The 24,960-nt window shown below is 32.7% G+C and carries 24 protein-coding genes and 1 pseudogene; 8 read left to right on the top strand and 17 right to left on the bottom strand.

Annotation, left to right across the window (positions count from 1 at the left end):
• The first annotated feature begins 144 nt into the window (after window positions 1-144).
• From ACFQ1Q_RS12280 to ACFQ1Q_RS12270, 3 genes and pseudogenes are all read left to right on the top strand, one after another.
• Complete coding sequence (locus ACFQ1Q_RS12280) at window positions 145-1,356, top strand: MDR family MFS transporter (protein WP_386131924.1); 1,212 nt, start codon at window positions 145-147, stop codon at window positions 1,354-1,356.
• Window positions 1,356-1,733 carry a VOC family protein gene (locus tag ACFQ1Q_RS12275; RefSeq protein ID WP_386131921.1) on the top strand — a complete coding sequence of 126 codons (378 nt, stop codon included), beginning with the start codon at window positions 1,356-1,358 and terminating at the stop codon, window positions 1,731-1,733. Before ACFQ1Q_RS12280 ends, ACFQ1Q_RS12275 begins: the two co-directional genes overlap by 1 nt.
• 7 nt (window positions 1,734-1,740) lie before the next feature.
• Window positions 1,741-2,493 (top strand): annotated as a pseudogene (locus ACFQ1Q_RS12270) (DJ-1/PfpI family protein).
• Window positions 2,494-2,495: 2 nt separating this feature from the next.
• Here the strand turns inward: ACFQ1Q_RS12270 and ACFQ1Q_RS12265 are convergent.
• Window positions 2,496-2,939: an Lrp/AsnC family transcriptional regulator gene (locus ACFQ1Q_RS12265; RefSeq protein WP_386131918.1), complete on the bottom strand. Its 444-nt coding sequence runs from the start codon at window positions 2,937-2,939 to the stop codon at window positions 2,496-2,498.
• Between the two features lie 115 nt (window positions 2,940-3,054).
• On the opposite strand from ACFQ1Q_RS12265, the gene ACFQ1Q_RS12260 reads away from it, so the two are divergent.
• Window positions 3,055-3,450 carry a hypothetical protein gene (locus tag ACFQ1Q_RS12260; protein ID WP_386131915.1) on the top strand — a complete coding sequence of 132 codons (396 nt, stop codon included), beginning with the start codon at window positions 3,055-3,057 and terminating at the stop codon, window positions 3,448-3,450.
• Window positions 3,451-3,462: 12 nt separating this feature from the next.
• Here ACFQ1Q_RS12260 and ACFQ1Q_RS12255 read toward each other — a convergent pair whose 3' ends face one another.
• The 4 genes from ACFQ1Q_RS12255 to ACFQ1Q_RS12240 form a co-directional block, all read right to left on the bottom strand.
• Window positions 3,463-4,080, bottom strand: coding sequence for a DEAD/DEAH box helicase (locus ACFQ1Q_RS12255; protein ID WP_386131912.1), 618 nt, complete (start codon window positions 4,078-4,080; stop codon window positions 3,463-3,465).
• 20 nt (window positions 4,081-4,100) lie between these two features.
• On the bottom strand, window positions 4,101-4,568 hold the full coding sequence (locus ACFQ1Q_RS12250; RefSeq protein ID WP_386131909.1) for an RES family NAD+ phosphorylase: 468 nt from the start codon (window positions 4,566-4,568) through the stop codon (window positions 4,101-4,103).
• Between the two features lie 5 nt (window positions 4,569-4,573).
• On the bottom strand, window positions 4,574-5,077 hold the full coding sequence (gene parS / locus ACFQ1Q_RS12245) for a type II RES/Xre toxin-antitoxin system antitoxin (protein ID WP_386131906.1): 504 nt from the start codon (window positions 5,075-5,077) through the stop codon (window positions 4,574-4,576).
• 191 nt (window positions 5,078-5,268) lie between these two features.
• Window positions 5,269-8,709 (bottom strand): methylmalonyl-CoA mutase family protein, encoded by a 3,441-nt coding sequence (locus ACFQ1Q_RS12240; protein ID WP_386131903.1) that lies wholly within the window; start codon window positions 8,707-8,709, stop codon window positions 5,269-5,271.
• A 236-nt stretch (window positions 8,710-8,945) separates the two neighbouring features.
• On the opposite strand from ACFQ1Q_RS12240, the gene ACFQ1Q_RS12235 reads away from it, so the two are divergent.
• A complete protein-coding gene (locus ACFQ1Q_RS12235) occupies window positions 8,946-10,046 on the top strand; it encodes an OmpA family protein (protein ID WP_386131900.1) in 1,101 nt (366 codons plus the stop codon).
• Window positions 10,047-10,078: 32 nt separating this feature from the next.
• Here the strand turns inward: ACFQ1Q_RS12235 and ACFQ1Q_RS12230 are convergent, their stop codons facing one another.
• Complete coding sequence (locus ACFQ1Q_RS12230; protein WP_386131897.1) at window positions 10,079-11,203, bottom strand: TlpA family protein disulfide reductase; 1,125 nt, start codon at window positions 11,201-11,203, stop codon at window positions 10,079-10,081.
• Window positions 11,204-11,353: 150 nt separating this feature from the next.
• Here ACFQ1Q_RS12230 and ACFQ1Q_RS12225 point away from each other — a divergent pair, with 150 nt between their 5' ends.
• Both ACFQ1Q_RS12225 and ACFQ1Q_RS12220 read left to right on the top strand, forming a co-directional pair.
• Window positions 11,354-12,055: a DUF4197 domain-containing protein gene (locus ACFQ1Q_RS12225; RefSeq protein ID WP_386131894.1), complete on the top strand. Its 702-nt coding sequence runs from the start codon at window positions 11,354-11,356 to the stop codon at window positions 12,053-12,055.
• 45 nt (window positions 12,056-12,100) lie between these two features.
• Window positions 12,101-12,298 (top strand): Lacal_2735 family protein, encoded by a 198-nt coding sequence (locus ACFQ1Q_RS12220; RefSeq protein WP_386131892.1) that lies wholly within the window; start codon window positions 12,101-12,103, stop codon window positions 12,296-12,298.
• Here the strand turns inward: ACFQ1Q_RS12220 and ACFQ1Q_RS12215 are convergent.
• The 3 genes from ACFQ1Q_RS12215 to prfA all read right to left on the bottom strand — a co-directional run bounded on the left by ACFQ1Q_RS12215 (window position 12,295) and on the right by prfA (window position 15,077).
• Window positions 12,295-13,077 carry an ABC transporter substrate-binding protein gene (locus ACFQ1Q_RS12215; protein ID WP_386131889.1) on the bottom strand — a complete coding sequence of 261 codons (783 nt, stop codon included), beginning with the start codon at window positions 13,075-13,077 and terminating at the stop codon, window positions 12,295-12,297. The genes ACFQ1Q_RS12220 and ACFQ1Q_RS12215 overlap by 4 nt on opposite strands.
• Before the next feature lie 39 nt (window positions 13,078-13,116).
• Window positions 13,117-13,932, bottom strand: coding sequence for an orotidine-5'-phosphate decarboxylase (gene pyrF, locus ACFQ1Q_RS12210; RefSeq protein WP_386131886.1), 816 nt, complete (start codon window positions 13,930-13,932; stop codon window positions 13,117-13,119).
• A gap of 68 nt (window positions 13,933-14,000) precedes the next feature.
• Window positions 14,001-15,077: a peptide chain release factor 1 gene (gene prfA, locus ACFQ1Q_RS12205; RefSeq protein WP_386131883.1), complete on the bottom strand. Its 1,077-nt coding sequence runs from the start codon at window positions 15,075-15,077 to the stop codon at window positions 14,001-14,003.
• 416 nt (window positions 15,078-15,493) lie between these two features.
• On the opposite strand from prfA, the gene ACFQ1Q_RS12200 reads away from it, so the two are divergent.
• On the top strand, window positions 15,494-16,147 hold the full coding sequence (locus tag ACFQ1Q_RS12200) for an ATP-binding cassette domain-containing protein (protein ID WP_386131881.1): 654 nt from the start codon (window positions 15,494-15,496) through the stop codon (window positions 16,145-16,147).
• Here ACFQ1Q_RS12200 and ACFQ1Q_RS12195 read toward each other — a convergent pair.
• The 8 genes from ACFQ1Q_RS12195 to ACFQ1Q_RS12160 form a co-directional block, all read right to left on the bottom strand.
• Entirely contained in the window at window positions 16,144-17,154 is a 1,011-nt protein-coding gene (locus ACFQ1Q_RS12195; RefSeq protein ID WP_386131878.1) for a DUF3078 domain-containing protein, read from the bottom strand. The two genes, ACFQ1Q_RS12200 and ACFQ1Q_RS12195, sit on opposite strands and share 4 nt — an antisense overlap.
• Before the next feature lie 6 nt (window positions 17,155-17,160).
• On the bottom strand, window positions 17,161-18,339 hold the full coding sequence (locus ACFQ1Q_RS12190) for an AIR synthase related protein (RefSeq protein WP_386131875.1): 1,179 nt from the start codon (window positions 18,337-18,339) through the stop codon (window positions 17,161-17,163).
• Window positions 18,340-18,446: 107 nt separating this feature from the next.
• Complete coding sequence (locus ACFQ1Q_RS12185; protein ID WP_386131872.1) at window positions 18,447-19,961, bottom strand: carboxypeptidase regulatory-like domain-containing protein; 1,515 nt, start codon at window positions 19,959-19,961, stop codon at window positions 18,447-18,449.
• A complete protein-coding gene (locus ACFQ1Q_RS12180) occupies window positions 19,948-21,504 on the bottom strand; it encodes a CsgG/HfaB family protein (protein ID WP_386131869.1) in 1,557 nt (518 codons plus the stop codon). Before ACFQ1Q_RS12180 ends, ACFQ1Q_RS12185 begins: the two co-directional genes overlap by 14 nt.
• 32 nt (window positions 21,505-21,536) lie before the next feature.
• Entirely contained in the window at window positions 21,537-21,956 is a 420-nt protein-coding gene (locus ACFQ1Q_RS12175) for a curli production assembly/transport component CsgF (RefSeq protein ID WP_386131867.1), read from the bottom strand.
• 10 nt (window positions 21,957-21,966) lie between these two features.
• Entirely contained in the window at window positions 21,967-22,713 is a 747-nt protein-coding gene (locus ACFQ1Q_RS12170; RefSeq protein ID WP_386131864.1) for a CsgE family curli-type amyloid fiber assembly protein, read from the bottom strand.
• 20 nt (window positions 22,714-22,733) lie between these two features.
• Complete coding sequence (locus ACFQ1Q_RS12165) at window positions 22,734-23,276, bottom strand: hypothetical protein (RefSeq protein WP_386131862.1); 543 nt, start codon at window positions 23,274-23,276, stop codon at window positions 22,734-22,736.
• A gap of 129 nt (window positions 23,277-23,405) precedes the next feature.
• The gene (locus tag ACFQ1Q_RS12160) at window positions 23,406-24,647 is read right to left on the bottom strand and encodes a hypothetical protein (protein WP_386131859.1); all 1,242 of its coding nucleotides are present in this window, start codon (window positions 24,645-24,647) and stop codon (window positions 23,406-23,408) included.
• Between the last annotated feature and the right edge of the window lie 313 nt (window positions 24,648-24,960).

Genomic DNA, 24,960 nt, shown 5'->3' with positions numbered 1-24,960 from the left:
TTATCATTTCAACATGTCAACAAAAACAGACTTCTACATATAGAAGACGGACTTATTGTGTGTTGTGATGTAAATTATATTTAACTAACCAAAACCATAAAAAGTCTAGCATTATTTGTTAGACTTTTTGCTTTTAAAAACATTATGAAAAAACTTTATACCAACTACATAAACACCTTTAGAGGATTATCTCCCGAAGTTTGGTGGCTTGCACTTATGACTTTTATAAACAGGTCTGGCACTATGATAATTCCGTTTCTTACTCTTTATTTAAGAGACGATTTAGATATTAATCAGACTAACGTCGCTTGGGTAATGACTTGTTTTGGTTTGGGTTCGGTATTTGGTGTATGGCTTGGAGGAAAGCTTACAGACAAAATTGGCTATTATAAGGTTATGGTAAGAAGCCTTCTTGCAACAGGTTTTTTATTTATTGCCTTACAATTTTTGGGAACGTTTACGCAAATATGTGTCGGAATTTTTATTGTAATGGTCGTCGCAGATACCTTTAGACCTGCCATGTTTGTTGCCATGAGCGTTTACAGTAAACCTGAAAACAAAACACGGTCTGTAACATTAATTAGACTTGCTATTAATTTAGGATTTTCAGCAGGACCAGCTATTGGCGGACTTATTATTGCAAATATTGGCTATAGCGGTTTGTTTTGGGTTGATGGCATTACATGTATTTTGGCCACATTACTATTAATAAATAAACTCAATCCCAGAAAAGCAAAACCTGTTGACGAAATTATTAATGACAACCCAATCTCTGTAAATAAGGACAAACCATACTGGGTTTTCTTTATAGCCATGGTATTTTTTGCATTCATTTTTATGCAATATTTTTCTACAATGCCATTGTATTATAAGGATGTTCATTCTTTAACCGAACCAGAAATTGGATATCTTTTAGGATTGAATGGATTAATCATTTTTCTCATTGAAATGCCTGTAATTTCTTGGCTAGAAAAGTCTAACTTTACAAAAATTGGTTTGACTCTGTTTGGACTAATACTCACTATTTTAAGTTTTGTAGTACTAAATTTAACGCCTTGGCTTGGCATTCTTGTCTTCGGGATTGTATTGATGACCGTTGGCGAGATGATTGGTTTCCCCATGTCTAATGCTTTTGCAATGAAACGTTCTAAACGTGGAAAACAAGGCGAATACCTCGCAATGTACGTTATGGCTTTTTCTATTGCTAGTATATTTTCGCATAATGCAGGTTTGCAAATGTCGGCTTATTTTGGATATGAATTTACCTGGTACTTTATGTGTACGCTCGGTATTTTAGGCGTTTTACTTTTGTTATATTTAAGGCGAATTTTAAAACAAAGTGGAGAACTTGTATAATGAATCTCAATCAAGTTACCATACCATCAATTAATGTTGAAAAAGCCACTAAGTTTTATAAAACTTTAGGACTAAAATTGATTGTTGATGCCTTACCAAGGTACGTGCGGTTTGAATGTCCAAATGGCGAAGCTACATTTTCTATTCATAAAGTTGAAGAGTTACCAAAAGGAAATGGTATAGTCCTTTATTTTGAAGTTGAAAATGTTGAAGAAACCGTAAATCAACTTAAAGAGAAAGATATTGCATTTAAAACCAAAATCCTCGACCAAAGTTGGCTATGGAAAGAAGCAAGACTAAACGATACAGATGGCAACGAACTTATCATTTATCATGCTGGGAAAAACAGGAATAATCCGCCTTGGCGAATTAATTAAATTGAATATGAGAAAAATTTGCATCATTATCTTTGCACTATTCATATCTAGCTGCAACACTTGGGAAAAACAAAATTCTGAAGTAAAAAAAGAATCTGAAAATACTTTTGTAGAGAAGCAATTTCCAAAATTAGAACCTAACCGATATAACGTCGCATTTCTGATTATGGATGGCACTTATAATACAGAATTGACTGCGCCTTACGATATTTTTCAGCATACCATCTTTAGAGAAAATATAAAAGCCATGAACGTATTTACAGTCGCAAATACCGATGCGCCAATAACAACTTTTGAAGGCATAAAAATTTTGTCAGATTTCAATTATTTATCCGACGATTTACCAAAGATTGACATTTTAGTAGTGCCTAGTGCAGAACATCATTTGGACACTGATTTAGATGATAAAGCCATGATTGACTTCGTAAAGAGAGTAGACAAAGAAGCAAAATATGTAACCTCTCACTGTGACGGAGCATTTGTTTTGGCTGAAGCTGGTTTGCTTCAAAACAAAGTATCTACGACATTTCCGAGTGATATAAATAAAATGCGTGAGCGCTACCCAAATTTAGACATTAGAAAAGATATTCTTTTTGTACATGATGGAAAATATATAACCTCGGCTGGCGGTGCCAAATCCTTTGAAGCTGCACTTTACCTCTGCGAATATTTATATGGTAAATAAATTGCTGAAAGTCTTGCTGGTGGACTTGTTATAAATTGGAATTTAGAAAATGTACCACACACTGTAATAAAATAAATTTATTTTAAAGGTTTTATTGCATTGTGGTTTACAGTATGAGATAACACTATTTGGGTTTTTGTTTCTCCATAAACAATCAATTGGTCTATAAACTTTTCAAGGTGCGATTGATTTTTTAAAACGACTTCCATTACAATATTTTCGTTTCCTGTAATACGATAACAATTTACAACCTCATCGTATGTTTTTACTTTTTCTAAAAATGGTTTTAACATACCCATAAAAGCGCGAAGTGTAATGATAGCTTTAAGTTGATATCCCGCAGCGAAAGGTGAAATTATAGTTCTATATGATTGGATAATTTCTGCGTCTTCCATTTTTTTTATACGTTCGGCTACAGCTGGAGAACTAACTCCTACTCGCCTTCCTATATCGGTATTTGTCATACGAGCATTTTCTTGTAAACACTTCAAAATCTGCCAATTAAGTGAATCTATTTTCATTTAAACTTTTTTACAAAAATTAACATACAAATTAAAGTAAAAATACGCAATTACTTTAAATACTAAAGTAGAAACATGAATCTAGTCACTAAATTCGTGTAAAATTGATATTTAAGTGAATTATTCAATACCATCAAATCTTTTAAATATTCCGCTTTATCAAAAAGCAATGGATATTTTTATTTTATCAAGAAGTATTTCTACTTACCTGAGTGATGATTTGTGTATTTTAAATATTGATGGTACTGAAAATAGCGACATTTACTTTACAGGAGATATCATACAACAATCATCTCATTTAGCTCCAGAGATTCTTAATGCAGAGCGCGAACGTTATTCTGAAAAAAAACACAAACACATCGAGAGCCTTAACCGATTGACCTACCGTTTATATAAAAATTGTAAACGTTTAGAAAACACAAAAAGTAACGGTACAGATTATTTGCCTATCCTTAAGAAAGAATTAAAAAAATTTAGAAAGTTACAGCACCATTGGATGTTGACGCTCTAGTCTAATCAAGGATTATTCTTTAAACTTTAGCATTCTTGCATTTGCCATATAACCGTCTTGGAAATTAGCAATTCTCTTATTCCACTCATCTGCAATAATTATTGACTGAAATTTATCCATACTTTCTGTAAGTCTAAGTATATGGTTAAAAGCATTTTTTTTGCTTAAATGGTCTGTATCATCTGTAGCAAAAACTTGAATTTGGCCTAGATGAATCGCATTTTGAAAATATAATTTGGTAATAAAAGCTGGTGTTCCAATAACAATATCTTGTCCGTAATAGATAGCTATTTTTTGTTTCTCAAAATCGTATTTTTCGCTAGCTGCATAAACACGCAAATCCGTATTTGATGTATACTTTAAAAATTCATCGTATAGAGCATTAACCTTTTCTTGATTTTCGACAAGAATTAAAGCTCGAGGCGAATCCTCAAAAGCTTCCGCCTTAAGCTTATTAATAACATGTATTATAAGAGCTGTTGTTTTTCCTAATCCTTTTTGCCCGATGATGTAAGCATCAGCACCACTTTTAATGATTGGTAAAATTTGTTTTTGAAAAGGTAATATTTTATCAATATTATTATGTTCCAAAGACGCTTTCAGTAAAGGATGAAGTTTTTTAAATGACATATTGTTATTTGTTTGCAAATCTAAGGTTTAGAAACAAAAAGACGAGCATCTAGCTCTAGCTTATTTACTTTAATCGTTTTTATTTTACTAAAAGCATCATGTAATGGATTGACAATAATATTAGATTCTGAAAGTAATATTGCTGACGGCACAGCTAATGCTAAATCTTGCTTTTTATCAGCCCATTTACTACCAAATAATTGAGTGGAATAATGCGGTGGATTGTCTCTTAGATGGGCTTTTAATTTTGAAAAATTAGAAATGGTGTTAATTAATTTGTTAGAAATTTCAATCTCTACATAGTACAAATCATCAGGTGCATTTTCTTGATTAAAATGTACTAGAGTCTCCAAAACAGATAAAGATAGACTAGTAGAAAAGTACAACATACGTGTTCCTCTTTTGTTCCATCTGCCACCATATAGTTTGGCGCCTTCTCCCGAAAAATCTTTAATATATTTTTGTTTTGCTATCCTAAATAATTTCATAATTATTAAGAATATACACCATGCTCAACACGACCCAAAATATCTAAAACCATTTTAGTTCCAAAACTAGTATCTAAATAATCTAAGGGTTTTTGGTAGTTTAAATAACGTATTTCTTGATGCAACCACTTTGTAAAAATGTCTATAGAATTAAATACCTCAACACCTTTTGAAATTACTTCTGCAATTTCTAAAATCTGCTCTGTACTGTACACATTAAGCAAATCTTCAGGTTTTTTACGCTGTATGGTTCTATGAGATATATGAATTAAATCACTCATTTTTTCCATGGAAATACCTAACAATTCACTTATAGTAACAATTACAGATTTTGGTAAGCCTTTTCGGCTGATTGAAATCAAATCTAAATCGCTGCTTATGTTATTCTCAAAGTTTGAAGAACCACCCAAAACACTCATGATTTTATCGTACTTTGATTCTAAACCATAAAAGTACTCTGGCTCTAAAGCTAAACTTTTGATATCATCTGAAGATTTATAAGGTTTCATAATAACGACATTTGTCACAAATATAGTTCTTTTTGTCGTGTTTAAAAAACTTTACTTAATCTTTAACATTCAAACCTTTAAAACCGATAATTTAAACAGAAAAGCAGTTTATAACTCATCCCTACCATTAATACTCCAAATAACATCAAAGCAAATTCAAAAAATGGGTTGTTTAAAAATTTAATATATAATTACATATTTCTTCGATACTGTCCACCAACTTCAAATAATGCTGAAGTAATTTGACCTAAAGAACACACCTTACTAACTTCCATTAAAGCTTCAAAAATATTTTGATTGTTCACTGCTTTGTGCTGTAAATCTTTCAATAATTCTGAAGTGTCATGAGCTTCATGTAAATTTTTTAGTGTTTGAATTTGAAACTCCTTCTCTTCTTCCGTAGCTCTAATAACTTCAGCTGGTTGGACTGTTGGAGAACCTTTACTACTTAAAAATGTATTTACGCCAATTATTGGAAATTCACCATTATGCTTCAAGGTTTCATAGTACAAACTTTCTTCTTGTATTTTACTACGTTGGTACATGGTTTCCATTGCACCTAAAACACCTCCGCGTTCTGTTATTCTATCGAATTCTAACAGCACAGCTTCTTCAACTAAATCGGTTAATTCTTCAATAATAAAAGCACCTTGGATTGGGTTTTCATTTTTAGCTAAACCTAATTCCTTATTTATAATTAACTGAATAGCCATGGCACGACGAACAGACTCTTCCGTAGGTGTTGTAATCGCCTCATCATACGCATTAGTATGTAACGAATTACAGTTGTCGTAAATAGCATATAACGCCTGAAGGGTTGTACGGATATCATTAAAATCAATCTCCTGAGCATGTAAACTACGTCCTGAAGTCTGAATGTGGTATTTCAACATTTGCGCTCTTGAATTAGCGTTGTATTTATGCTTTAGTGCCTTTGCCCAAATACGTCTTGCGACACGGCCAATTACAGCATATTCTGGATCAATTCCGTTTGAGAAGAAAAAGGATAAGTTTGGCCCAAACTTATTAATATCCATGCCGCGACTTAGGTAATACTCAACATAAGTAAATCCATTAGAAAGCGTCAATGCCAATTGTGTGATTGGATTTGCACCAGCTTCAGCAATATGATAACCAGAAATAGATACTGAATAAAAATTACGAACAGCATTATCTATAAAATACTCTTGAACATCGCCCATTAAACGCAACGCAAATTCTGTTGAAAAAATACAAGTATTTTGCGCTTGGTCTTCTTTAAGAATATCTGCCTGTACTGTTCCCCTAACTTGAGCAATAGTTTTAGCTTTTATATCTTCATAAACGTCTGCAGGTAAGACTTGGTCGCCAGTAACACCTAAAAGCATTAAGCCCAAACCATCGTTACCTTCTGGCAGATTGCCATTATAGCTTGGTCTAAATTTACCTTTATAGATTGAAGCGATTTTATTTTCAACTTCTTTTTCTAAACCGTTTTCTTTAATGTAAATTTCGCATTGTTGGTCAATGGCTGCATTCATAAAAAAGCCAAGTAACATCGGTGCAGGGCCATTAATAGTCATACTGACAGATGTCATTGGGTCTGCTAGGTTGAAACCAGAATACAATTTCTTTGCATCGTCTAGACAACAGATAGATACACCGGCATTACCAATTTTACCATAAATATCTGGTCTGTAATCTGGGTCGTTTCCGTATAAAGTTACACTATCAAAAGCCGTTGATAGACGCTTTGCAGGCATACCTAGACTTACATAGTGAAAACGTCTATTTGTACGCTCTGGACCACCTTCACCAGCAAACATACGTGTTGGGTCTTCGCCGGTACGTTTAAACGGATATAGCCCTGAAGTATACGGAAACTCACCTGGAACATTTTCTTGCAACGTCCATCTTAAAATATCGCCCCAAGCAGAATACTTTGGAAGCGCTACTTTAGGAATCTGCGTATGTGACAGCGATTCTGTATGTGTTTCAATTTTTATCTCCTTATCTCTAACTTTAAAGGAATAGATTGGATTTTTATAGCGATTTACTTTTTCGTCCCAACCTATAATGACTTCCCAATTGTATGGGTCGAGATTCAGTTTTACGCGGTCGAATTCTTTAATAAGAAGATTTATAAATTCTTTTTCGTTGTCATTCTGAACTTGTTTCAGAATCTCATCTTCATTTAAGCCTAATTTTCCAATGAAAGACCTTTCGACTGCGCTTAAGGTGACATTAGCTACAGAACTAATCGTTTTAAAAATTCCATATAATTTCTGAGCGACTTCAACTTGCGTTAAAGCGGTTTGGTCATAAGCACGATTACTCTCAGCAATTTCAGAAAGGTAACGTGTACGATTGGGTGGAATGACAAAAATCTTCTCGCTCATTTCTTTAGAAATCTCGAAAGTCGATTTTAAATCTGTATCTGTTTTCTCTACAATTTTATCCATTATGGATTTGTAAAGCGTATTCATTCCTGGGTCGTTAAATTGAGAAGCAATTGTCCCAAATACAGGTAAATCGTCTTGATGCACATCCCAAAGATTGTTGTTACGCATGTATTGTTTCTTTACATCGCGCAAAGCATCTAAAGCACCTCTTTTATCGAACTTATTTATAGCAACTAAATCAGCAAAATCTAACATGTCGATTTTTTCAAGTTGCGTGGCAGCACCAAACTCTGGCGTCATTACATATAAAGCAACATCACTGTGCTCCATAATTTCGGTATCAGACTGACCAATACCTGAAGTTTCTAGAATGATTAAATCATATTCAGCAGCTTTTAAAACCTCAATAGCTTCATTTACATATTTTGATAATGCCAAATTAGACTGACGTGTCGCCAAACTGCGCATATACACTCGTGGTGAGTTAATGGCATTCATACGAATTCTATCACCTAAAAGCGCACCACCTGTTTTACGTTTAGAAGGGTCAACAGAAACAAGACCTATTGTTTTTTCAGGAAAATCTATGAGAAAACGTCTTACCAATTCATCTACTAAAGAGGATTTTCCTGCACCTCCAGTTCCTGTGATTCCAAGAACAGGTGTTTTTGATGTTTTATTTTTTTCTTCAATATATTTTAAAGCATCTTTTGCTACTTCAGGAAAATTTTCAGCTGAGGAAATAACTCTAGCAATATCTTTAGGGTTTTTATTCTGAAGTTTTTTGACTTCACCATTTAAACTATCTCCGATAGCAAAATCAGATTTTTCAACCAAATCATTAATCATACCTTGAAGACCAAGCTCTCGACCATCATCTGGAGAATAGATACGCGTAATACCGTAATCCATTAACTCTTTAATCTCTTCGGGAAGAATTACGCCGCCGCCGCCGCCAAAGATTTTTATATGTTCTGCTCCTTTTTCTTTCAAAAGGTCGTACATGTACTTAAAGTATTCGTTATGACCACCTTGGTAAGAAGTCATTGCAATGGCATTAGCATCTTCTTGTATGGCAGTATTTACTACCTCTTCTACACTTCGGTCATGGCCCAAATGAATGACCTCAACACCTGTTGATTGTATGATACGGCGCATGATATTAATAGCTGCATCATGCCCATCGAAGAGTGATGCTGCGGTTACTATACGTATTTTATGTATTGGCTTGTAGGGTGCGACTTGTTCCATTCGTAAAATGTTTGCTTTTTAGAGGTGCAAATTTACTGAAAATATAAAAATCTTTAGCTTTTGTTATGAAATGTTTAATTTAAATAGCTTCAAACAAGCAAAAGACTTAATTCATTTTAAAATCTAAAAATTTTGTTAAATTTTTATATCTTTGTATTTCGCTTTAAATTAAAAATCAAGGTTTTAAGTTTTAAAGTATTGTAATTAATTAATAACCACTAACCAAAAATTTATTTATGAAACAAAAGCTATTATTGGTCTGCTTTTTAGCAAGCGCATTATTTACCTATGCTCAAGACCTACCATCAAACCCAACGCCAGGAAAATGTTATGTTAAATGTATTACAAAAGATACATTTAAAGAAGTAACAGAAACATTTCAATCTTCACCAGAATACACTACTTTAACAGTGCAACCAGCAACATTTAAAACTGTAGAAGAAAGAGTTTTAGTAAAAGAGGCTAGCAAACGTTACGAGTATGTACCTGCTGTTTACGAAACTGTAGAAGTATCTTATCAAAAAAGAGAAGCTACATCTAAATTAAATGTTGTGCCAGCAACTTTTGGTACATCTAGTAACACTTATGAGACTTATCCAAAAACTTCTGGTTGGGAGTATAAGATTCTTGAAGATTGTCCATCAGTAAATAAAGATGACTGTGTGGCTGCTTGTTTTGTTGAGTATCCTGCACAATCTAGAACAGTTAACTTTACAACTTTAGCTGCGGATGCTTCTACTACTAGCGAACCAGTTCCTGGTCGTGATGCTACCTATACAAAGCGTGTCGTCAAGACACCAGCAAGCATGAGAGAAATTGAAATTCCTGCTGAGTACAAAACAATTACAAGACAAGTTGTTGATACTCCAGCGAGAACTGTACCAAGCACAGTAGCTTCAAAAAGTGAAACAATAACAAGAACTGTTTTAGACAAAAAAGGTGGTATTTCTTCTTGGGAAGAAGTTGATTGCGAGTTACTAGACCCTACTGTATTACCAATTTTTTATGAATTAGGAAGCGCTCGTTTAACACCAGCATCTAGAACCGTTATTGACGAAACTATTTTACCAATAATGAACGACAGTAATGTAAGCGTGGAAATTAGAAGTCACACGGATTCTAGAGGAAACGATGCATTTAACCAATCGTTATCTCAACAAAGAGCTAATTCTGTAGTTAACTATTTAGTATCGAAAGGAATCTCTAGAAGCAGATTAACATCTAGAGGTTTTGGAGAAACAAGATTAACAAACAGATGTTCTAATGGTGTTGAGTGTACTGAAGCACAACACAGAAGAAATAGAAGAACAGAGTTTAGAGTTATTAACTCTAACTAATACTCATTTTTTTTAAAATAGAAAAGCACCTTTTAAGGTGCTTTTTTTGTTATAATGTATTGTGGAATTTCTGTGTTTTCTTTTTTTAGCTTTATGCCATATTCTTCAAGGTTATTTTCCATGAACTCAAAGTATTTGTAATGTAATTGCCAATCGTGCAAATCATAAATTTGCTTATTATTACCAGTAATTATTATTGGAATATTTAAAACTTTAGATATTTGATACGTCAAGTCCTTTAAACTTACATTATCGGCTGAAATATCTGTGTCGCTAACCAAAAAATTAGAATCATTATCTCCCCAATCTATTTGATTAGTATCCCAAAAATTGGCGTTCTTTATTTTTAAAATCAGGGCATCAGCTTCAATCGTACTTTTATTAACTGAAAGACCTAGTTTATCTAATATTTTATAATCAATACCGTTTTCAGCCTTCAGTAAAAATCTGTCTATGTATATGGAATAATTTTTATTTAAATTATCAGAAATCTGAATTTGCTTTTCATTTATTTTAGACAAATGCCCCAGAATTTGCTTCAGACTTCCTTCTAATTTTATATGCGTTGTTAAAGTCATAATTTCTAATTCAGATAAGCAGTTATTACTTTCTTTAATTTCTAAATCCTTTTTTGGCAAATAATCTTTAGTGATTTCGGCCTTAGATTTAACAATTTTTAAAAATCTCTTGAGTGGCTTTCTTACACTGTTTTCTTTTAGAAATCTGTTGAGCAAATTCGATTTCAAGTCTGATGGATGTCCTTCCCAGAGCTTTTCACCTTTCGCATTAAATAATATGCCTTGTGGCAATGCTTTTACCTCGAATTTTTTAAAAGTTGCACCATCATTATCAACCACACTAGTCAATAGTGTTGGATTCTTTTTTATAAAGCGCTCAACCAATTCTGGATTTTCCTCAGAAATTGAAATAGCGTGAAAATCTCTTGGATATTGTTGTTGTAAAACAGTGAGTATTTTTTTTGAATACACACAAGGACCACACCAAGTAGCCCAAAAATCTACAAAGTAAAGTTTATTAGATTCTGTTTGTACAATTTTAGATTCTTGTAAAATTTCAGAAACCTCTATCTGGGCATTAATTGAATAGCACAGAGTAAAACACACGAAAAGAAACAGGCTAAGTTTTAAATTTTTCATTCTTATAAATATTATGGCACAAAAATCAAATACCATGCTAAAGTGAAATTTATAAATTTAAATGAGTCAATAATTTATAGTTTTAATGACCACATAACGCCAACAATCTAATTATATTTGGTTAATTATAAAACTTATTTACAACCGCTTATGAAAAAAAAGCTTCTCATTTTATTTACATTAATTACCGCACTATCATGTGCAGAACTTCAACAAGTTGTAAATCAGTTGCCACAAAATACAATTAGCAATGCCGATATTGCTATGGGCTTAAGGCAAGCTCTTGATTTTGGTATAGACAAACAAGTTAGCAAATTAACAGCCAAAGATGGTTTTTTTAAAAATGAATTGGTAAAAATCTTATTACCGGAAGAATTACAAAAAGTAGATAAAACGTTAAGAGATATTGGACTTGGAAATTTAGCAGATGAAGGTTTAAAAGTACTTAACAGAGCTGCTGAAGATGCAGTAAAAACAGCAACACCTATTTTTGTTGATGCCGTAAAAGGCATAACATTTAATGACGCTAAGAATATTTTATTAGGAAATAATGACGCAGCAACACAATATTTAACAAACAGAACAGAAACAGCATTGTATAACGCATTTAAACCAATTATAGACAATTCTTTAAGTAAAGTCGGTGCTGACCGCATATGGGAAAATCTTATAAATAAATATAACCAGATTCCGTTTACATCTAATGTTAATCCAGATTTAACGCAATATGTTACTACTGAGGCTTTAAATGGTGTTTATACTATGATTGCCCTTGAAGAAAAAGAAATAAGAACTCAAATATCATCAAGAACTACGGATTTACTAAAAAAAGTTTTTTCGCTTCAAGATTGATATTCAATATTTTACGTATATTTAATGACCTAATTTTAACCAAAAGTGACTAATCCATCAAAACTTATTAAGAAAAAGCAGAAGCTTAAAAAACGTTACTTAAGACTTGTAGAAGAAGCTTACAACTTTAAGCAAACTAATCACGAACTAAGTGATATTGCAGAATTTAAAGCTTTACAAGTATTACATCGTTTGAATCAGCTTAAGTTTTTAGAAAGAGATTTTTTTGTGCATTCTACTTAAATACTAAGCGTTTTAAAATATTTAAACGCAAATTGTAATCGACTGCCATACCAAGAAAATAATTCTCCATTAACGAGAATAATTTTTTTATCTAAAAATTTAGTTTGAAGCTCATCAATGTGTTTTTCTTTAAAAGGATAAGGCTCACTAGACAAGAATATTATTTTAGCTTTTTGAAGATTTTTATCGTCTAAATCTATTTCAGGGTAACGCTGTAAACCAGAAAATACATTTGTATAATTAGCTTCAAGTAGCATTGCATTGATAAATGTATTTGAACCAGCGACCATCCAAGGTTTTCTCCAAATAAAATAGGCCGCTTTAAGTTTTGGTTGATTTTTAGTTTTTAATTTGAATTGCTTTCGCTCACTTTTGATTTTTGAAATTAATGCTTCAGATTTCACTTCAACCTGAAATAGCTCGCCATACATTTTTATTAATTCAAACGCATCATCGAGATTATAAATATCGCTGATATGAACTGGCGCAATACCTTCTATACCCTCAACAATCTCCAAACTGTTTTCCTCTTTATTACAAAGAATAATATCTGGTTTTAAAGCTTTGATTTTTTCAATATGAATAGATTTTGTTCCGCCAACAACGGTCTTTTCTTTGCGAAGATGTTTTGGGTGAATGCAGAACTTGGTAATACCAATAATTAAAGTCTCTAAACCTAAATCTACCAATAATTCAGTTTGTGACGGCACCAACGAGACGATTCGTTTTGGTGTTTCTATAAGGTTTAATTCTCTATTAAGTTGGTCTTTATAAATCATAATAAAATGGTAAGAGTCCAACTCAGCATGACAAGTGTTTTAAAATTGAAGAATTTGTTTCATTTGCCCTTGTAATTCTTCTGCCTTTTTAGCCGCTGCTTCAGCAAAATTTTCATCTTGAGAAGCGTAAATGATTCCTCTAGAAGAATTAATCAACAAACCTATATTTTTTGTCATCCCATATTTACAAACGTCTTGCAGATTTCCGCCTTGAGCGCCAACTCCTGGAACTAACAAAAAACTATCTGGAATAATATTTCTAATTTCAGCTAAATATTCAGCTTTTGTGGCACCTACAACATACATAAGATTTCTAGAATTCTCCCAAGTTTTTGAAGTTTTTAAAACTTCTTTATACAACTCAGTTCCGTCTACAATTTTTGTCTGAAAATCAAACGCACCTTTATTAGATGTCAATGCCAACAAAATGGTATGTTTATCTTGAAAAGCTAAAAATGGCTCAACCGAATCTTTGCCCATGTAAGGCGCCACGGTGACACTATCAAAACCTAAATCTTCAAAAAAAGCTTTGGCGTACATACTGCTTGTATTACCTATATCGCCTCGTTTAGCATCTGCAATAGTGTAAATTTCAGGGTGATTTTTGTTAAGATAATTTATCGTTTTTTCTAAAGCTTGCCAACCTTTGATACCATAGGCTTCATAAAATGCTGTGTTTGGTTTATAAGCGACACATAGATGGTGTGTTGCATCAATAATAGCTTTATTAAAGGCAAAAATTGGGTCTTCTTTTTCTAATAAATACTTCGGAATTTTATTTAAATCGACATCTAAGCCAATGCATAGAAAGGATTTTTTTCTTTTTATTTCTGAAATTAATTGCTGTGTTGTCATAAGCTTCCTTAATCCTCCGAGGGAGAAAACTGTTTGTATTAAAAAAGCCTCAAAAAGAGGCTGAATATTTAGATGACGTCGTCGTTAGCTTTTAATAACTCTGTATTTTCTGCTAACATTAATTCGTCAATTATTTTTTGAATATCACCATCAATGATGTTTGATAAATCGTATAAGGTTAAATTAATTCTATGATCTGTAACACGTCCTTGCGGATAATTATACGTTCTAATTTTTGCACTACGGTCACCAGAACTAACCATACTTTTTCTTTTCTCAGAATCTGCAGCTTGTTTTTTGGCAAGCTCAATTTCGTATAAACGCGAACGTAAAACCTTTAACGCTTTTTCTAAGTTTTTATGAGATGATTTTTGGTCTTGGCAACTTACAATCATTCCTGTTGGTTCGTGATGTAACTTAATTGCAGAATATGTTGTGTTTACCGACTGACCACCTGGACCAGTTGATGTGGTGCGCTCAATACGTACTTCGGTCATGTCTAATTCTACATCAAATTCTTCAGCTTCTGGTAATACCATAACGGTTGCCGCACTCGTGTGTACACGACCTTGGGTTTCGGTTTGTGGCACACGTTGTACTCGGTGTACACCAGCTTCAAATTTCATGGTACCGTAAACATCTTCTCCAGAAACTTCAAAAATAATTTCTTTGAAACCTCCAGATGTTCCTTCGCTAGTACTTACTACATCAACTGACCAACCTTTTGTACTACAAAATTTGGTATACATACGGTACAAATCACCTGCAAAGATACTAGCTTCGTCTCCACCAGTTCCGGCTCTTACTTCGACCACAACGTTTTTAGCATCGTCTGGGTCTTTTGGTATAAGCATAAACCTTATTTGTTCTTCTAAAGCTGGTAATTGCTCTTTGGATTCCTCTAGCTGCATCTTTGCCATTTCTACCATTTCGGCATCAGAGCCATCATTGATAATTTCTTCAGCTTCGGCAATATTTTCGGTAAGTTCTTTATAAACTTCGCCTTTATCTACAATTTTTTTAAGGTCTTTATATTCTTTAGTGAGCTGTACGTAACGCTTTTGGTCCGCTATAATATCGGGCTGAATTATAAGGTCGTTAATCTCATCGAAACGTTGCTTTACTATTTGAATTTTCTCTAACATCTATCACTTTAATTGGGCGATAAAAATACGATAAATAATCAATTTTGTGTAGTGTTTTCTGGGTTCAAAAAATAAAAATATATAAACATCGTTAATAGTTTATATGCATCGATTCCTAGCTATACTTGCATTTTACAAACCCTTTGTGGCTTGGTCTATAATTGCTAACACTATCATGGCTTTTTTAAGCCCACATATTGTTCCTGGCTTAATTACAAAATTATTTCTCACTGTTTTTGCGTGGTATTACGTCCACGAAACAGCGCAACGCAGAAAATTAACTTTTTATAAAAATTTAGGGATATCTCCACTGAGACTCTTCACTTATATTTATTTAATTGATAGCATTTTTACAATTGTATTTTTAACTGTATTTAAAGAATTTAAATAAGACTAAATGACTAAAAATTACTCTAATGATTTTTGAAATTGATAATGTAGAACTTTACTTTAAAAGCAAAAAAATCTTAAATGGAATTTACCTGAAAGCAGAAACTGGAAAAGTAACTGGAATTTTAGGTAGAAACGGTTGTGGAAAATCAAGTCTTCTAGATATTGCTTTTGGAAATTTAAAACCAAAATACAAACTCGTTAGAATAGATAAAAAACCAATTTTAAAACCACTTTACCTCGCCAAGAATGTAATGTATTTACCACAATACGATTTTGTCCCAAGAAATTTAAAAATTGGAAAATTATTCAAATTATTTAAAATTGACTGGATCAATTTTTCAGACAAGTACAAAAACTTTTCAGCTTACAAAAACCATAAATTTGGTAAACTTTCTGGTGGCGAGCGTCGTTTTATTGAAACTTATTTGGTATTAAAATGTGATAAGGACCTTGTGTTTCTAGACGAACCATTTAATGGCATTTCTCCAATACTTATTGATGATGTGAAAGCATTAATTAACGAGGTTAAAAATAAGAAAATCATTATTCTTACTGACCATAAATACAAGGACGTCATAGAGATAACTGATGAGCTTTATCTCCTAAATAATGACAGCACCTTTTTAATAAAAAACCTCAACCAACTTGAAGATTACGGCTACGTGACTCAGGTTTAGTTAAGCGCTTCGTTACTGTTTTTTAGCTCATCAAGATTTAAAACAAATCCTATACCTAGTAACTGTTTCCATTGTAATTTTGGACCTTCAACGACGATAGTTTCGTTTGTGATTTCATTTTGAGTGACTTCAACTTTAATATCATCGTCATAACGCAAATGCGACCCTAAAATAGCACTGATAAATTTATTGACTTTAAAATCGAAATTTACTTCCCATTCTATATCTATATTTCCAAAATTATGAAGATAATCGGAATACAACCGCGCTAAACTATTAACATTTACATTTTCGAATATTTGATGTTGGTACTGATTTGTAATTAAAATACCAAACTCCGTTCTTACGTTTTCACCTTCCTTTACAATATTTCCATCCATATCATAAATGGCAGGTTGTATACCAAACGCACCAGCATCCGCAAGCCTTTGGTTTAAAACAAATGTACCTTTAAGCGTAATTGGTGATGCGTAAAAAGAAAGCTTCTCTATATGTCTTCCGTACTCTAAACCAGCACCTAAAAACAAATATCCAGGTGCCATAAAACTTGAAATTGGCGGATTATCTGGGTTATTAAAACCTTCGGCAAATTGTGTGTTTAAACTAAATTTACTCGAATAAAACCAGTTGCTTTTTTTGTTTTTAGCATATCCAAAATTAGAAATAATAGAAACTGCATCTTCAGTTTTTCTTAAAGGCTCACGCTCTTGTTTGTTGACTCCAAACTTTACGTTAAATGCAGAATTCCAAAATAGTTTTTCATTTTTATAATTGGCTGAGGCTGTACCGTTAAAAATAGCTGATATAGAATTTGCTCCACCTGCATTCCAATTCGTAAAAGAAACTTGATTAAAGTATAGCCCAATTAGTTTGTTGGTTTTCCATCCAAAATCTTTGGTTTTGTCTTCAACAGGATTTAAAAAAAGATAGTCTGGCTGAGCTGTAATGCGATTTGTAAACGTGCCTGCAACAACGATACAAAGTATTATTGCAAAAAATTTATTCATAAATAATTAATATTCAAACGTACCGTACTTGCTTTTAATTGTGAGCTTTTTGGTGTCAGAAGCTTCTACTCTACCTATAATTTTTGCATCAACATTAAAAGACTTTGAAATTAAAATAATATCTTCGGCAATTTCAGAATCTATATAAATTTCCATACGATGACCACAATTAAAGACTTGATACATTTCTTTCCAGTCCGTTTTAGATTGTTCTTGTATTAATTTGAATAACGGCGGAACGCTAAACATATTATCTTTTACAATATGGAGATTATCTATAAAATGAAGGATTTTTGTTTGTGCGCCTCCAGAACAATGCACCATTCCATGAATGGTTTCAGAATTATATTTTGAAAGTATTTTTTTAATGATTGGCGCATAAGTACGTGTCGGCGACAAAACCAATTTACCAGCATCTATTGGCGAATTTTTTACTGAATCTGTCAATTTTGTATTACCCGAATATACTAAGTCACTCGGAACTGCTGCATCAAAACTTTCAGGATATTTTTCTGATAAATAGTTGTGAAACACATCATGTCGCGCAGAGGTTAAACCATTACTTCCCATTCCGCCGTTATATTCGGTTTCATAAGTTGCTTGGCCAAAACTTTCTAACCCAACGATTACATCTCCTGCTTTTATATTTGCGTTATCAATAACATCACTACGTTTCATACGCGCAGTAACCGTTGAATCTACAATTATTGTACGAACTAAATCTCCAACATCTGCAGTTTCTCCACCAGTAGAGTGTATGGTTACGCCATGAGATTTTAAATCTGTGATTAATTCTTCTGTACCATTTATGATAGCTGAAATTACTTCGCCCGTGATTAAATTTTTATTTCTTCCGATGGTAGAAGACAGCATGATATTATCTGTTGCGCCTACGCATAGTAGGTCATCGATGTTCATGATTAATGCATCTTGAGCGATGCCTTTCCAAACTGACAAATCACCTGTTTCTTTCCAATACATATAGGCCAAAGAAGATTTTGTACCTGCACCATCGGCATGCATGATGAGACAATAATCCTCGTGATTGGTTAAATAATCTGGCACAATTTTGCAAAATGCCTTTGGAAAAAGACCTTTATCAATATTTTTAATGGCATTATGTACGTCTTCTTTAGAAGCCGAAACTCCTCTTTGTGCGTATCTTTTACTAATATCTTGGCTCATGAGTTGTAATGTTGCCTACAAAAATAGTTGAATTAATTTCTTATCTAAAATTGAAACAAAAAAAAGCACCCAAAATTTTGAGTGCTTGTGATATTATATTTCCAATTTTATTCAAAATCTGGCATTATACCATCTTCTATAAAAACAAGCCTATCAAAACCGACATCTACTGGGTCTACATCTGTAATTAAAATATTTTTTTGAGAAACACCATCGTTAGAGGAATTTGTAAAAATTACTTCGGCCTCATTTGGTGTAAAACGACAATCAAAATCATTAGTACCAGCCTGTTTATCGTCAGATAAATCATTTGTTAAACCAGAAGCTCTTTCATATAAAAATATTCTAGAATCTAACTGTCTATAATTTGAGCTTTCGAAACCAGAAACATCGTACCAATACAACACTTTTTGATTGTCTACTGAGATATCTAATCCTCCTGCAGCTCCGTTAACTCCATTTAAAATATTCTCAATTATACTGCCAGAACTATCAATTGTAAATATCGAAACATTATAACCACTAAGATTATTAGTCTTAATAGCAGTAACACTTTCATCTGCGCTTATCGAAACTTCTGTAATTAGACTACCATCTATGGTTTGATACACTTCTTCAAGACCTGTACCATCAACATTGATAGAGTATAAACGGTCAAAATTAGGATAAAGAATTCTTCCGCCGTTTTGCGTCCAAGCAATATCAATTTCTTCTAAATCAAAACCATTAACGGGTACCAAAGATGTAATCTGCTGTTTATTAGAACCATCTAAATCCATAGTAAAAATATGTGTTTCACTTCCATTGTTAGAAAGAAAAGCAATCTTATCTGCAATTGTGTTTTGTCTTGGTCTAAAGCTATTAATAGAAGAAGAAGTTAATTGCAAAACATTACCCTCTGTATCTGTTGAAAAAATTACATTATTTCCATTGACTTTTCGCACAAAAACATGTCTGTTCTGAGGTGCAGATATTGTCTCAAAAACACCAACTTCACTTTGAATTACGTCTTCATTAACTGTATCTTGAGCGCCAACTTGCCAAAAATACCTTATACCAAATCTTAATCCTGTAACATCTAAAATGGTATCGTTAACCGTAGTAAAACTTAGTAATTCATCATCAAAATTATTTCTAAGTTCTATGGTGTAAGTTATATCGTCTTCATCAGGGTCACTACCTATCCAAACTAATTGAGCATCTAGTGCTACATCCGAAGCATTTTCTGCAGGTGTCACCAATATAGGCGTTACAGGAGGTCGGTTGTTAGCCGTCTCGACTTCCATTTCGAAAACCACATTTACTGTAGAGCCTGTTGTTATTTCTACACCTTCAAAAGCTGAAAGATATCCTTCTAATTCTGCTTGAACTGAATATTGCTCAATAGGGATTTGTTCGATAATAAATTCTCCATTTTCATCTGTAAAAACTGTACTAAAACTAGGATTAGTGGATATTTTTACATTCTCTAATGGAACATTACTCCCAGATATAACAACAATACCTGTTAACGTACCTGTTTCGAAATTCTCAATCGGGTCTTCGCTACAACCAAAAAGCAGAACGATTAAACTCAATCCAACCACCTGTCTTAAATAATAACTTATTTTAGTTGTCTTCATTTTTTTTATTATTCTGTTTTTGAGATTTAATATTTGCTTCTCGAAGCTTTTTTAGGTCATTTTTATTTGACTTATCAGAAGCTTTTTCAGCATTCTTTTGACTTTCTATGTTAAGTTTCCGAAGCTCTTCAAGTTCTTTATTTTTTAGTTTTTGTAATTCGCGTTTTTTAGTTTTTTCATAAATAGGTGGTGATAAGTAAAAGTTTAAACCTAATCCAAATCTAAAGAAGTAATCGTCTCTATTACCGCTTACAAAGCCATCAACTTCATCACTAAAAGTTAGGTTGTGCTCTCCAAATATGCTTATACCTAATTTATCTGACACCAAATATTCTAAACCTAATCCATATTGAAGTTTTAAATCTATTTTATTAAAATTATCTCTTGCATTGGCTCCTATGCCCGAATAAACAAAAGGCGTTATATTATCATATGGTAAAATTGTAAATTCTGCATTTACATCAAAAGAAGTGAAACTGTCATCTAAATTTCCATTATTACTTAGTTTAAATTGATTGAGTGACGCATTAACATTTAGATAATCATTTAGATATCGTTTATAACCAATACGACCAAAGATTTCTGGTGTTGGTTCTGGTAAATCCCCATCAAGAATGCTTGTTCCTATACCTAAACTTATAGCTGATTTGCCTCTTCGATCACGATATAATCTATCGAATAGTTTTGTGTCGTCTAGTATATTTTTCTCTTCGTAATATTGTTTTAAAACTTGAGATACCGACTCATTATCTTCATTTTTTGCTAACCAAAGACCATCACTAATTCCCTCTATTACTAAAGAATGTACTGCTTTTTCTATGGCTTCGGTTATTGCTAATTGAATAGGTTCATTTCTTGTAAATCCTGTTTCTGCCTCAAATAGTCTTTGAAAACTAACAAACCTAAAATAACTCGCATCTAATGCTTGCGATAATATAGTCTTAGAAACATAAATAGTTTTTAATATTTCTCCGGTAGATGTAGAAACTGCTCTAAGATAAATAGTCACCCGATCTTGTCTGTACTGTGTTGAGCCACCTATACCAAAATACCGTGCCCCTAATCCACCTGTTACTATATTAGTGTCATATGATACTATTCCGCCTTCTAATAAAATCCCAGCAAATAAAAGTGGTCTAAGACGTTCCGGAGTTGTACCATTTACCTGAGCGTATTCATCCCTTGTAGATTTAATAATTTGTCTTTCATTAAGTAAATTATTTAAATTTTCTCTTTCAGTTGCTATAAACCAATTTGAATCTTCTAAAGCTTTCAACAAAATAGCGGTTGAACCTTGAGTGACAGCTGTACTAAATGTACTACCATTTTCTGTTGGTTTAAATTGACCCGTTTGGTCTCTAAAGTTATAAACACCAACAACAACCTGTTTTTGAGGTTCTGGTAAATTAGTAAGTAACTTACTTACTCTCGTATCTTCTCCAAGTCTAGCTTCTTCCTCATTTATTGGCTGATTAAAATAAGTTCCGCAGCTAAAGATAAATAACATTAAACATAATGATATTATCTGTTTTATTGTTTTCATATTATTGATCTAAGGCAAAGCTAGGTGATTGATTAATTACCTGGTATAATAATTTGGGTCTGGTCACCATTATTGGTATCTAAAATATCTATAACTAAACCTTCGTTAGAGTCGAATATTTCAACAACTAATGAACCAAAAGAAAATGTCCCTGGTGTTAATTCTCCATTAACTCCAAACTGTTGCGTAAATAAAGTCCTAGATAATTGACTTAATAATTGATTATTTAAATTCTCTGTGAATCTGTCTAAATCGCTTCGCTCATCTCTAATACTGTTATCATTAGAATCTGTGAAAGAATTCTGAGCTTGTGCACTTTGTAATAAAAACTGATAATTAAAAGTATCTCCTCCAAAAAACGGATTTACTGGTCTGTAGACAAGTTGCTGAGAAAAACTTTCAGAAATACCAAAAGTGAGAAATAAACCAAATATGATGATTATTTTTTTCATTTTAAAAAATCTAATATTGATTGATATAGTTTTTTTGACGCTCCAAGTTAAGAAAATATCTTGTAACATTAACTATTGCTGCATACGATTGTTGCTTTATGTAATCTTGCTTAGGTTGGGCAAAAAATCGATGTACTATGGTACTACCAACACTTACTTCTATGATAGTACTTCTGCCAAAGCTAAACTGTTCAGTAATCCGTACTACTTCGATTCCATTTATTCCTTTTAATCTATAATTTGAGTAAAACTCAACATAAAAATCTCTTCCAGGTTTTGTTTTTGTATCCTCTATAACAATGCCTCTTATCTTAGAAATATCGTCTTCGGTTACTCTTACTTGTTTTTTTTGTTCTAAGTTTTCATCATCATTTAGGACTACGACTCTATCTTTACCTAGAAGTTTATCCTCGGAATCATAGACTAAAAGAACTACTGTTATTTTGTCTTTTGTATTTTGATTAAAACTAATTTGAGCCAAGGTCTTTTTCTCACTCGGTTGTAAAACAAAACGACCAGATTTTTCGCCTTTGGCAACATTCCCGTTCTCTTTGTTTTTCTTGTAAATAAACATTTCATAGCGCAGACTCATTATTAAATCTGTTTTGCTAAGTCCTGTTCCTTTTATATTAATGACATCTGCCAATTTCTCAATTTCAACCTTAGCGATAATTGAGGTATTAGTTTGTTGCGGAAACAAATTGTATGACACTGCAAGAGTGAGGAAGAGAATTAGTATTTGCGTTTTTGCTTTCAATTTTTTAATTTTTGATGAAATCAAAAACTTCTTACAATAACAGACTGATTGTTACCAGTTACTCTTACTGTTAAAGAATTTGTAAGCTTATTAGCACCGAACTTATCGAACGTTAAATTATTTCCATTCTGTATTACTTGTAGAGCCGTTGACTCCGCATTACCAAAAGAAAAGTTTACTAAATTATTATTATTTCCTCTTTGAATTATGTTTTCTGAAGTGTTTGGTATTAAAGAGGCGCTCTCAATTCGGTTATTATTGCCAATTTGAAGATAACTTATAGAAGATGTTGTAGAATTTGTGTTTGAAATAGAAATATTTCTATCTCCAATTTGTCTAATAATCACAAGATTATCAGAGTTAAGTGATTTATTTAAGTCTTGATTGCCTTTTCTCACATCCTCAATTTGATTTAGCAACAAGTAATTAGAAGTATCCTGTTTATAATTGTAAATATCTGAAACACGCTTAGTTTTTCTATTATCAATCGAAGATTTGTCTTGAGAGAAACTTAAGCTTGTGATAAATGATACAGCTATTAAAAATAAAACGGAATTCTTCATAATTATTCCCTAAAGGTTAAACTAAATATAATAAAAAGAAAGGAGATATTTCACTCCTTTCTTTAATAACTATTTAATGTTGTGTACTAATAAAAACTATTTATACAAAACATTAACTAACTTAACTTTTTAATTACTTTGTAAAGTTGCAGCTAAGTTAGCATTACCTGTTTGAGTAATAGTACTCATGTGTCTTTGGCCAAACTGAGCAGATGCTGCACCGTTACGGTTACCTGTTTGAGTAATAATACTGGTGTTACGAGTACCCATTTGTAAAAGTAAAGCACCGTTATTATTACCTACTTGATCAACATCAGACGTGTTACGGTTACCAATTTGTAAACCGTAAGATTGGTTACGATTACCATCTTGGAACGTATCTGCAACGTTACGGTTACCATCTTGACCTTGAGTAGCAATATTGTTATTACCTTCTTGAACAATGTCAGCATCGTTGTTGTTACCATCTTGGATTTGTAATGACGAGTTGCCATTGCCAAATTGGTGCGCTAATGCATCGTTAGCATTACCGTCCTGATCTATTATACTACCATTACCATTGCCAACTTGAAAATTGTCAGATGAGTTGTTGTTTCCATCTTGGTCTACATCAGAATTGTTGTTGTTACCCCATTGAGTAGTCCATGCAAAGTTACCATTACCAACTTGCGATTGGTCAGCTGTATTTCCATTACCTAATTGACCTGCAGTAAATCCAGTTCCTGTTACCGTAGGGTCAGAAAAACCAGAAATAGCAGCGCTGTTATTATTGCCTTCTTGATATTGCATAGCGCTATTACCATTACCATCTTGGTTAACACCTGCTTCATTATTAGAGCCTTTTTGTGTTTGGTCAGAATCATTATTGTTTCCAACTTGATAAGCTTGTGCAAAACTTCCAGGTACTGCATTTGCCATAGATCTTTGATCTTGCGAAGCCGAGTTACCATTACCATCTTGGTACACTATACCTTCGTTATTATCCCAACGTTGTAATTGGTCAGATGTGTTATTGTTACCAAATTGCTCTGTTGTTGCGCTGTTATCCTCTGCAAAACCAACTCCTTGATCAATTGTGGCGTCATTTCTGTTACCATCTTGTAAAACACTGGCAAAGTTTCTATCACCATCTTGTTCAACTAGCGATACATTACGATTACCCATTTGGTTAACAAAAGTTTGATTGGCAACGCCACCCATAGGGTCCATTTTACCATCTTGATCTACTACTGATTGGTTTTGAGCACCAACCTGAGCTACAAGAGCTAAGTTTCTCTTACCAGTCTGAGTGGTTGTACTGTTGTTTTGCTGTGCAAAAGCTAAGCTCCCACATAACATAAGTGCCGCTGCACTAAAAATCACTTTTTTCATAATAATTGAATTTAATTTAATGGATTAATTAATTATTTTTAAAAATCTCTAAATTTTAATTTTAGATATTTTTTAATTACAAAATTGTATTAATTAGTGGCTACGTTATTGTTTAGAAAAAATTCTATTTCTAAAAAAATATTAGTGTTGGGGGAAACACTTTGTTCACTAAATGTGGGGGAAAATTTTTTTTGGGGGAGGGGGAATTGTGTTGCAATATTTTAATTTTACAACATTTCAAAGATGATAATTATTATTTAAACAGAAAAGTCGATAAACGAGTATTTTGAATTTTCATCGAAAAGACAAAAAA

The organism is Winogradskyella litorisediminis (assembly GCF_042675765.1).
GTDB lineage: Bacteria > Bacteroidota > Bacteroidia > Flavobacteriales > Flavobacteriaceae > Winogradskyella > Winogradskyella litorisediminis.
The sequence above is the reverse complement of the archived record's forward strand: the minus strand, read 5'-3'. Positions and strand labels throughout refer to the sequence as shown.

Coding starts and splice junctions, on each gene's coding strand:
- ACFQ1Q_RS12175 (WP_386131867.1), bottom strand. CDS start 21,956: ATGAAAAAAATAATCATCATATTTGGTTTATTTCTCACTTTTGGTATT.
- ACFQ1Q_RS12165 (WP_386131862.1), bottom strand. CDS start 23,276: ATGAAGAATTCCGTTTTATTTTTAATAGCTGTATCATTTATCACAAGC.
- ACFQ1Q_RS12160 (WP_386131859.1), bottom strand. CDS start 24,647: ATGAAAAAAGTGATTTTTAGTGCAGCGGCACTTATGTTATGTGGGAGC.
- ACFQ1Q_RS12265 (WP_386131918.1), bottom strand. CDS start 2,939: ATGAAAATAGATTCACTTAATTGGCAGATTTTGAAGTGTTTACAAGAA.
- ACFQ1Q_RS12240 (WP_386131903.1), bottom strand. CDS start 8,709: ATGGAACAAGTCGCACCCTACAAGCCAATACATAAAATACGTATAGTA.
- ACFQ1Q_RS12180 (WP_386131869.1), bottom strand. CDS start 21,504: ATGAAAACAATAAAACAGATAATATCATTATGTTTAATGTTATTTATC.
- ACFQ1Q_RS12255 (WP_386131912.1), bottom strand. CDS start 4,080: ATGTCATTTAAAAAACTTCATCCTTTACTGAAAGCGTCTTTGGAACAT.
- parS (WP_386131906.1), bottom strand. CDS start 5,077: ATGAAACCTTATAAATCTTCAGATGATATCAAAAGTTTAGCTTTAGAG.
- ACFQ1Q_RS12280 (WP_386131924.1), top strand. CDS start 145: ATGAAAAAACTTTATACCAACTACATAAACACCTTTAGAGGATTATCT.
- ACFQ1Q_RS12195 (WP_386131878.1), bottom strand. CDS start 17,154: ATGAATAAATTTTTTGCAATAATACTTTGTATCGTTGTTGCAGGCACG.
- ACFQ1Q_RS12275 (WP_386131921.1), top strand. CDS start 1,356: ATGAATCTCAATCAAGTTACCATACCATCAATTAATGTTGAAAAAGCC.
- ACFQ1Q_RS12185 (WP_386131872.1), bottom strand. CDS start 19,961: ATGAAGACAACTAAAATAAGTTATTATTTAAGACAGGTGGTTGGATTG.
- ACFQ1Q_RS12190 (WP_386131875.1), bottom strand. CDS start 18,339: ATGAGCCAAGATATTAGTAAAAGATACGCACAAAGAGGAGTTTCGGCT.
- pyrF (WP_386131886.1), bottom strand. CDS start 13,932: ATGACAACACAGCAATTAATTTCAGAAATAAAAAGAAAAAAATCCTTT.
- ACFQ1Q_RS12230 (WP_386131897.1), bottom strand. CDS start 11,203: ATGAAAAATTTAAAACTTAGCCTGTTTCTTTTCGTGTGTTTTACTCTG.
- prfA (WP_386131883.1), bottom strand. CDS start 15,077: ATGTTAGAGAAAATTCAAATAGTAAAGCAACGTTTCGATGAGATTAAC.
- ACFQ1Q_RS12250 (WP_386131909.1), bottom strand. CDS start 4,568: ATGAAATTATTTAGGATAGCAAAACAAAAATATATTAAAGATTTTTCG.
- ACFQ1Q_RS12215 (WP_386131889.1), bottom strand. CDS start 13,077: ATGATTTATAAAGACCAACTTAATAGAGAATTAAACCTTATAGAAACA.
- ACFQ1Q_RS12225 (WP_386131894.1), top strand. CDS start 11,354: ATGAAAAAAAAGCTTCTCATTTTATTTACATTAATTACCGCACTATCA.
- ACFQ1Q_RS12200 (WP_386131881.1), top strand. CDS start 15,494: ATGATTTTTGAAATTGATAATGTAGAACTTTACTTTAAAAGCAAAAAA.
- ACFQ1Q_RS12235 (WP_386131900.1), top strand. CDS start 8,946: ATGAAACAAAAGCTATTATTGGTCTGCTTTTTAGCAAGCGCATTATTT.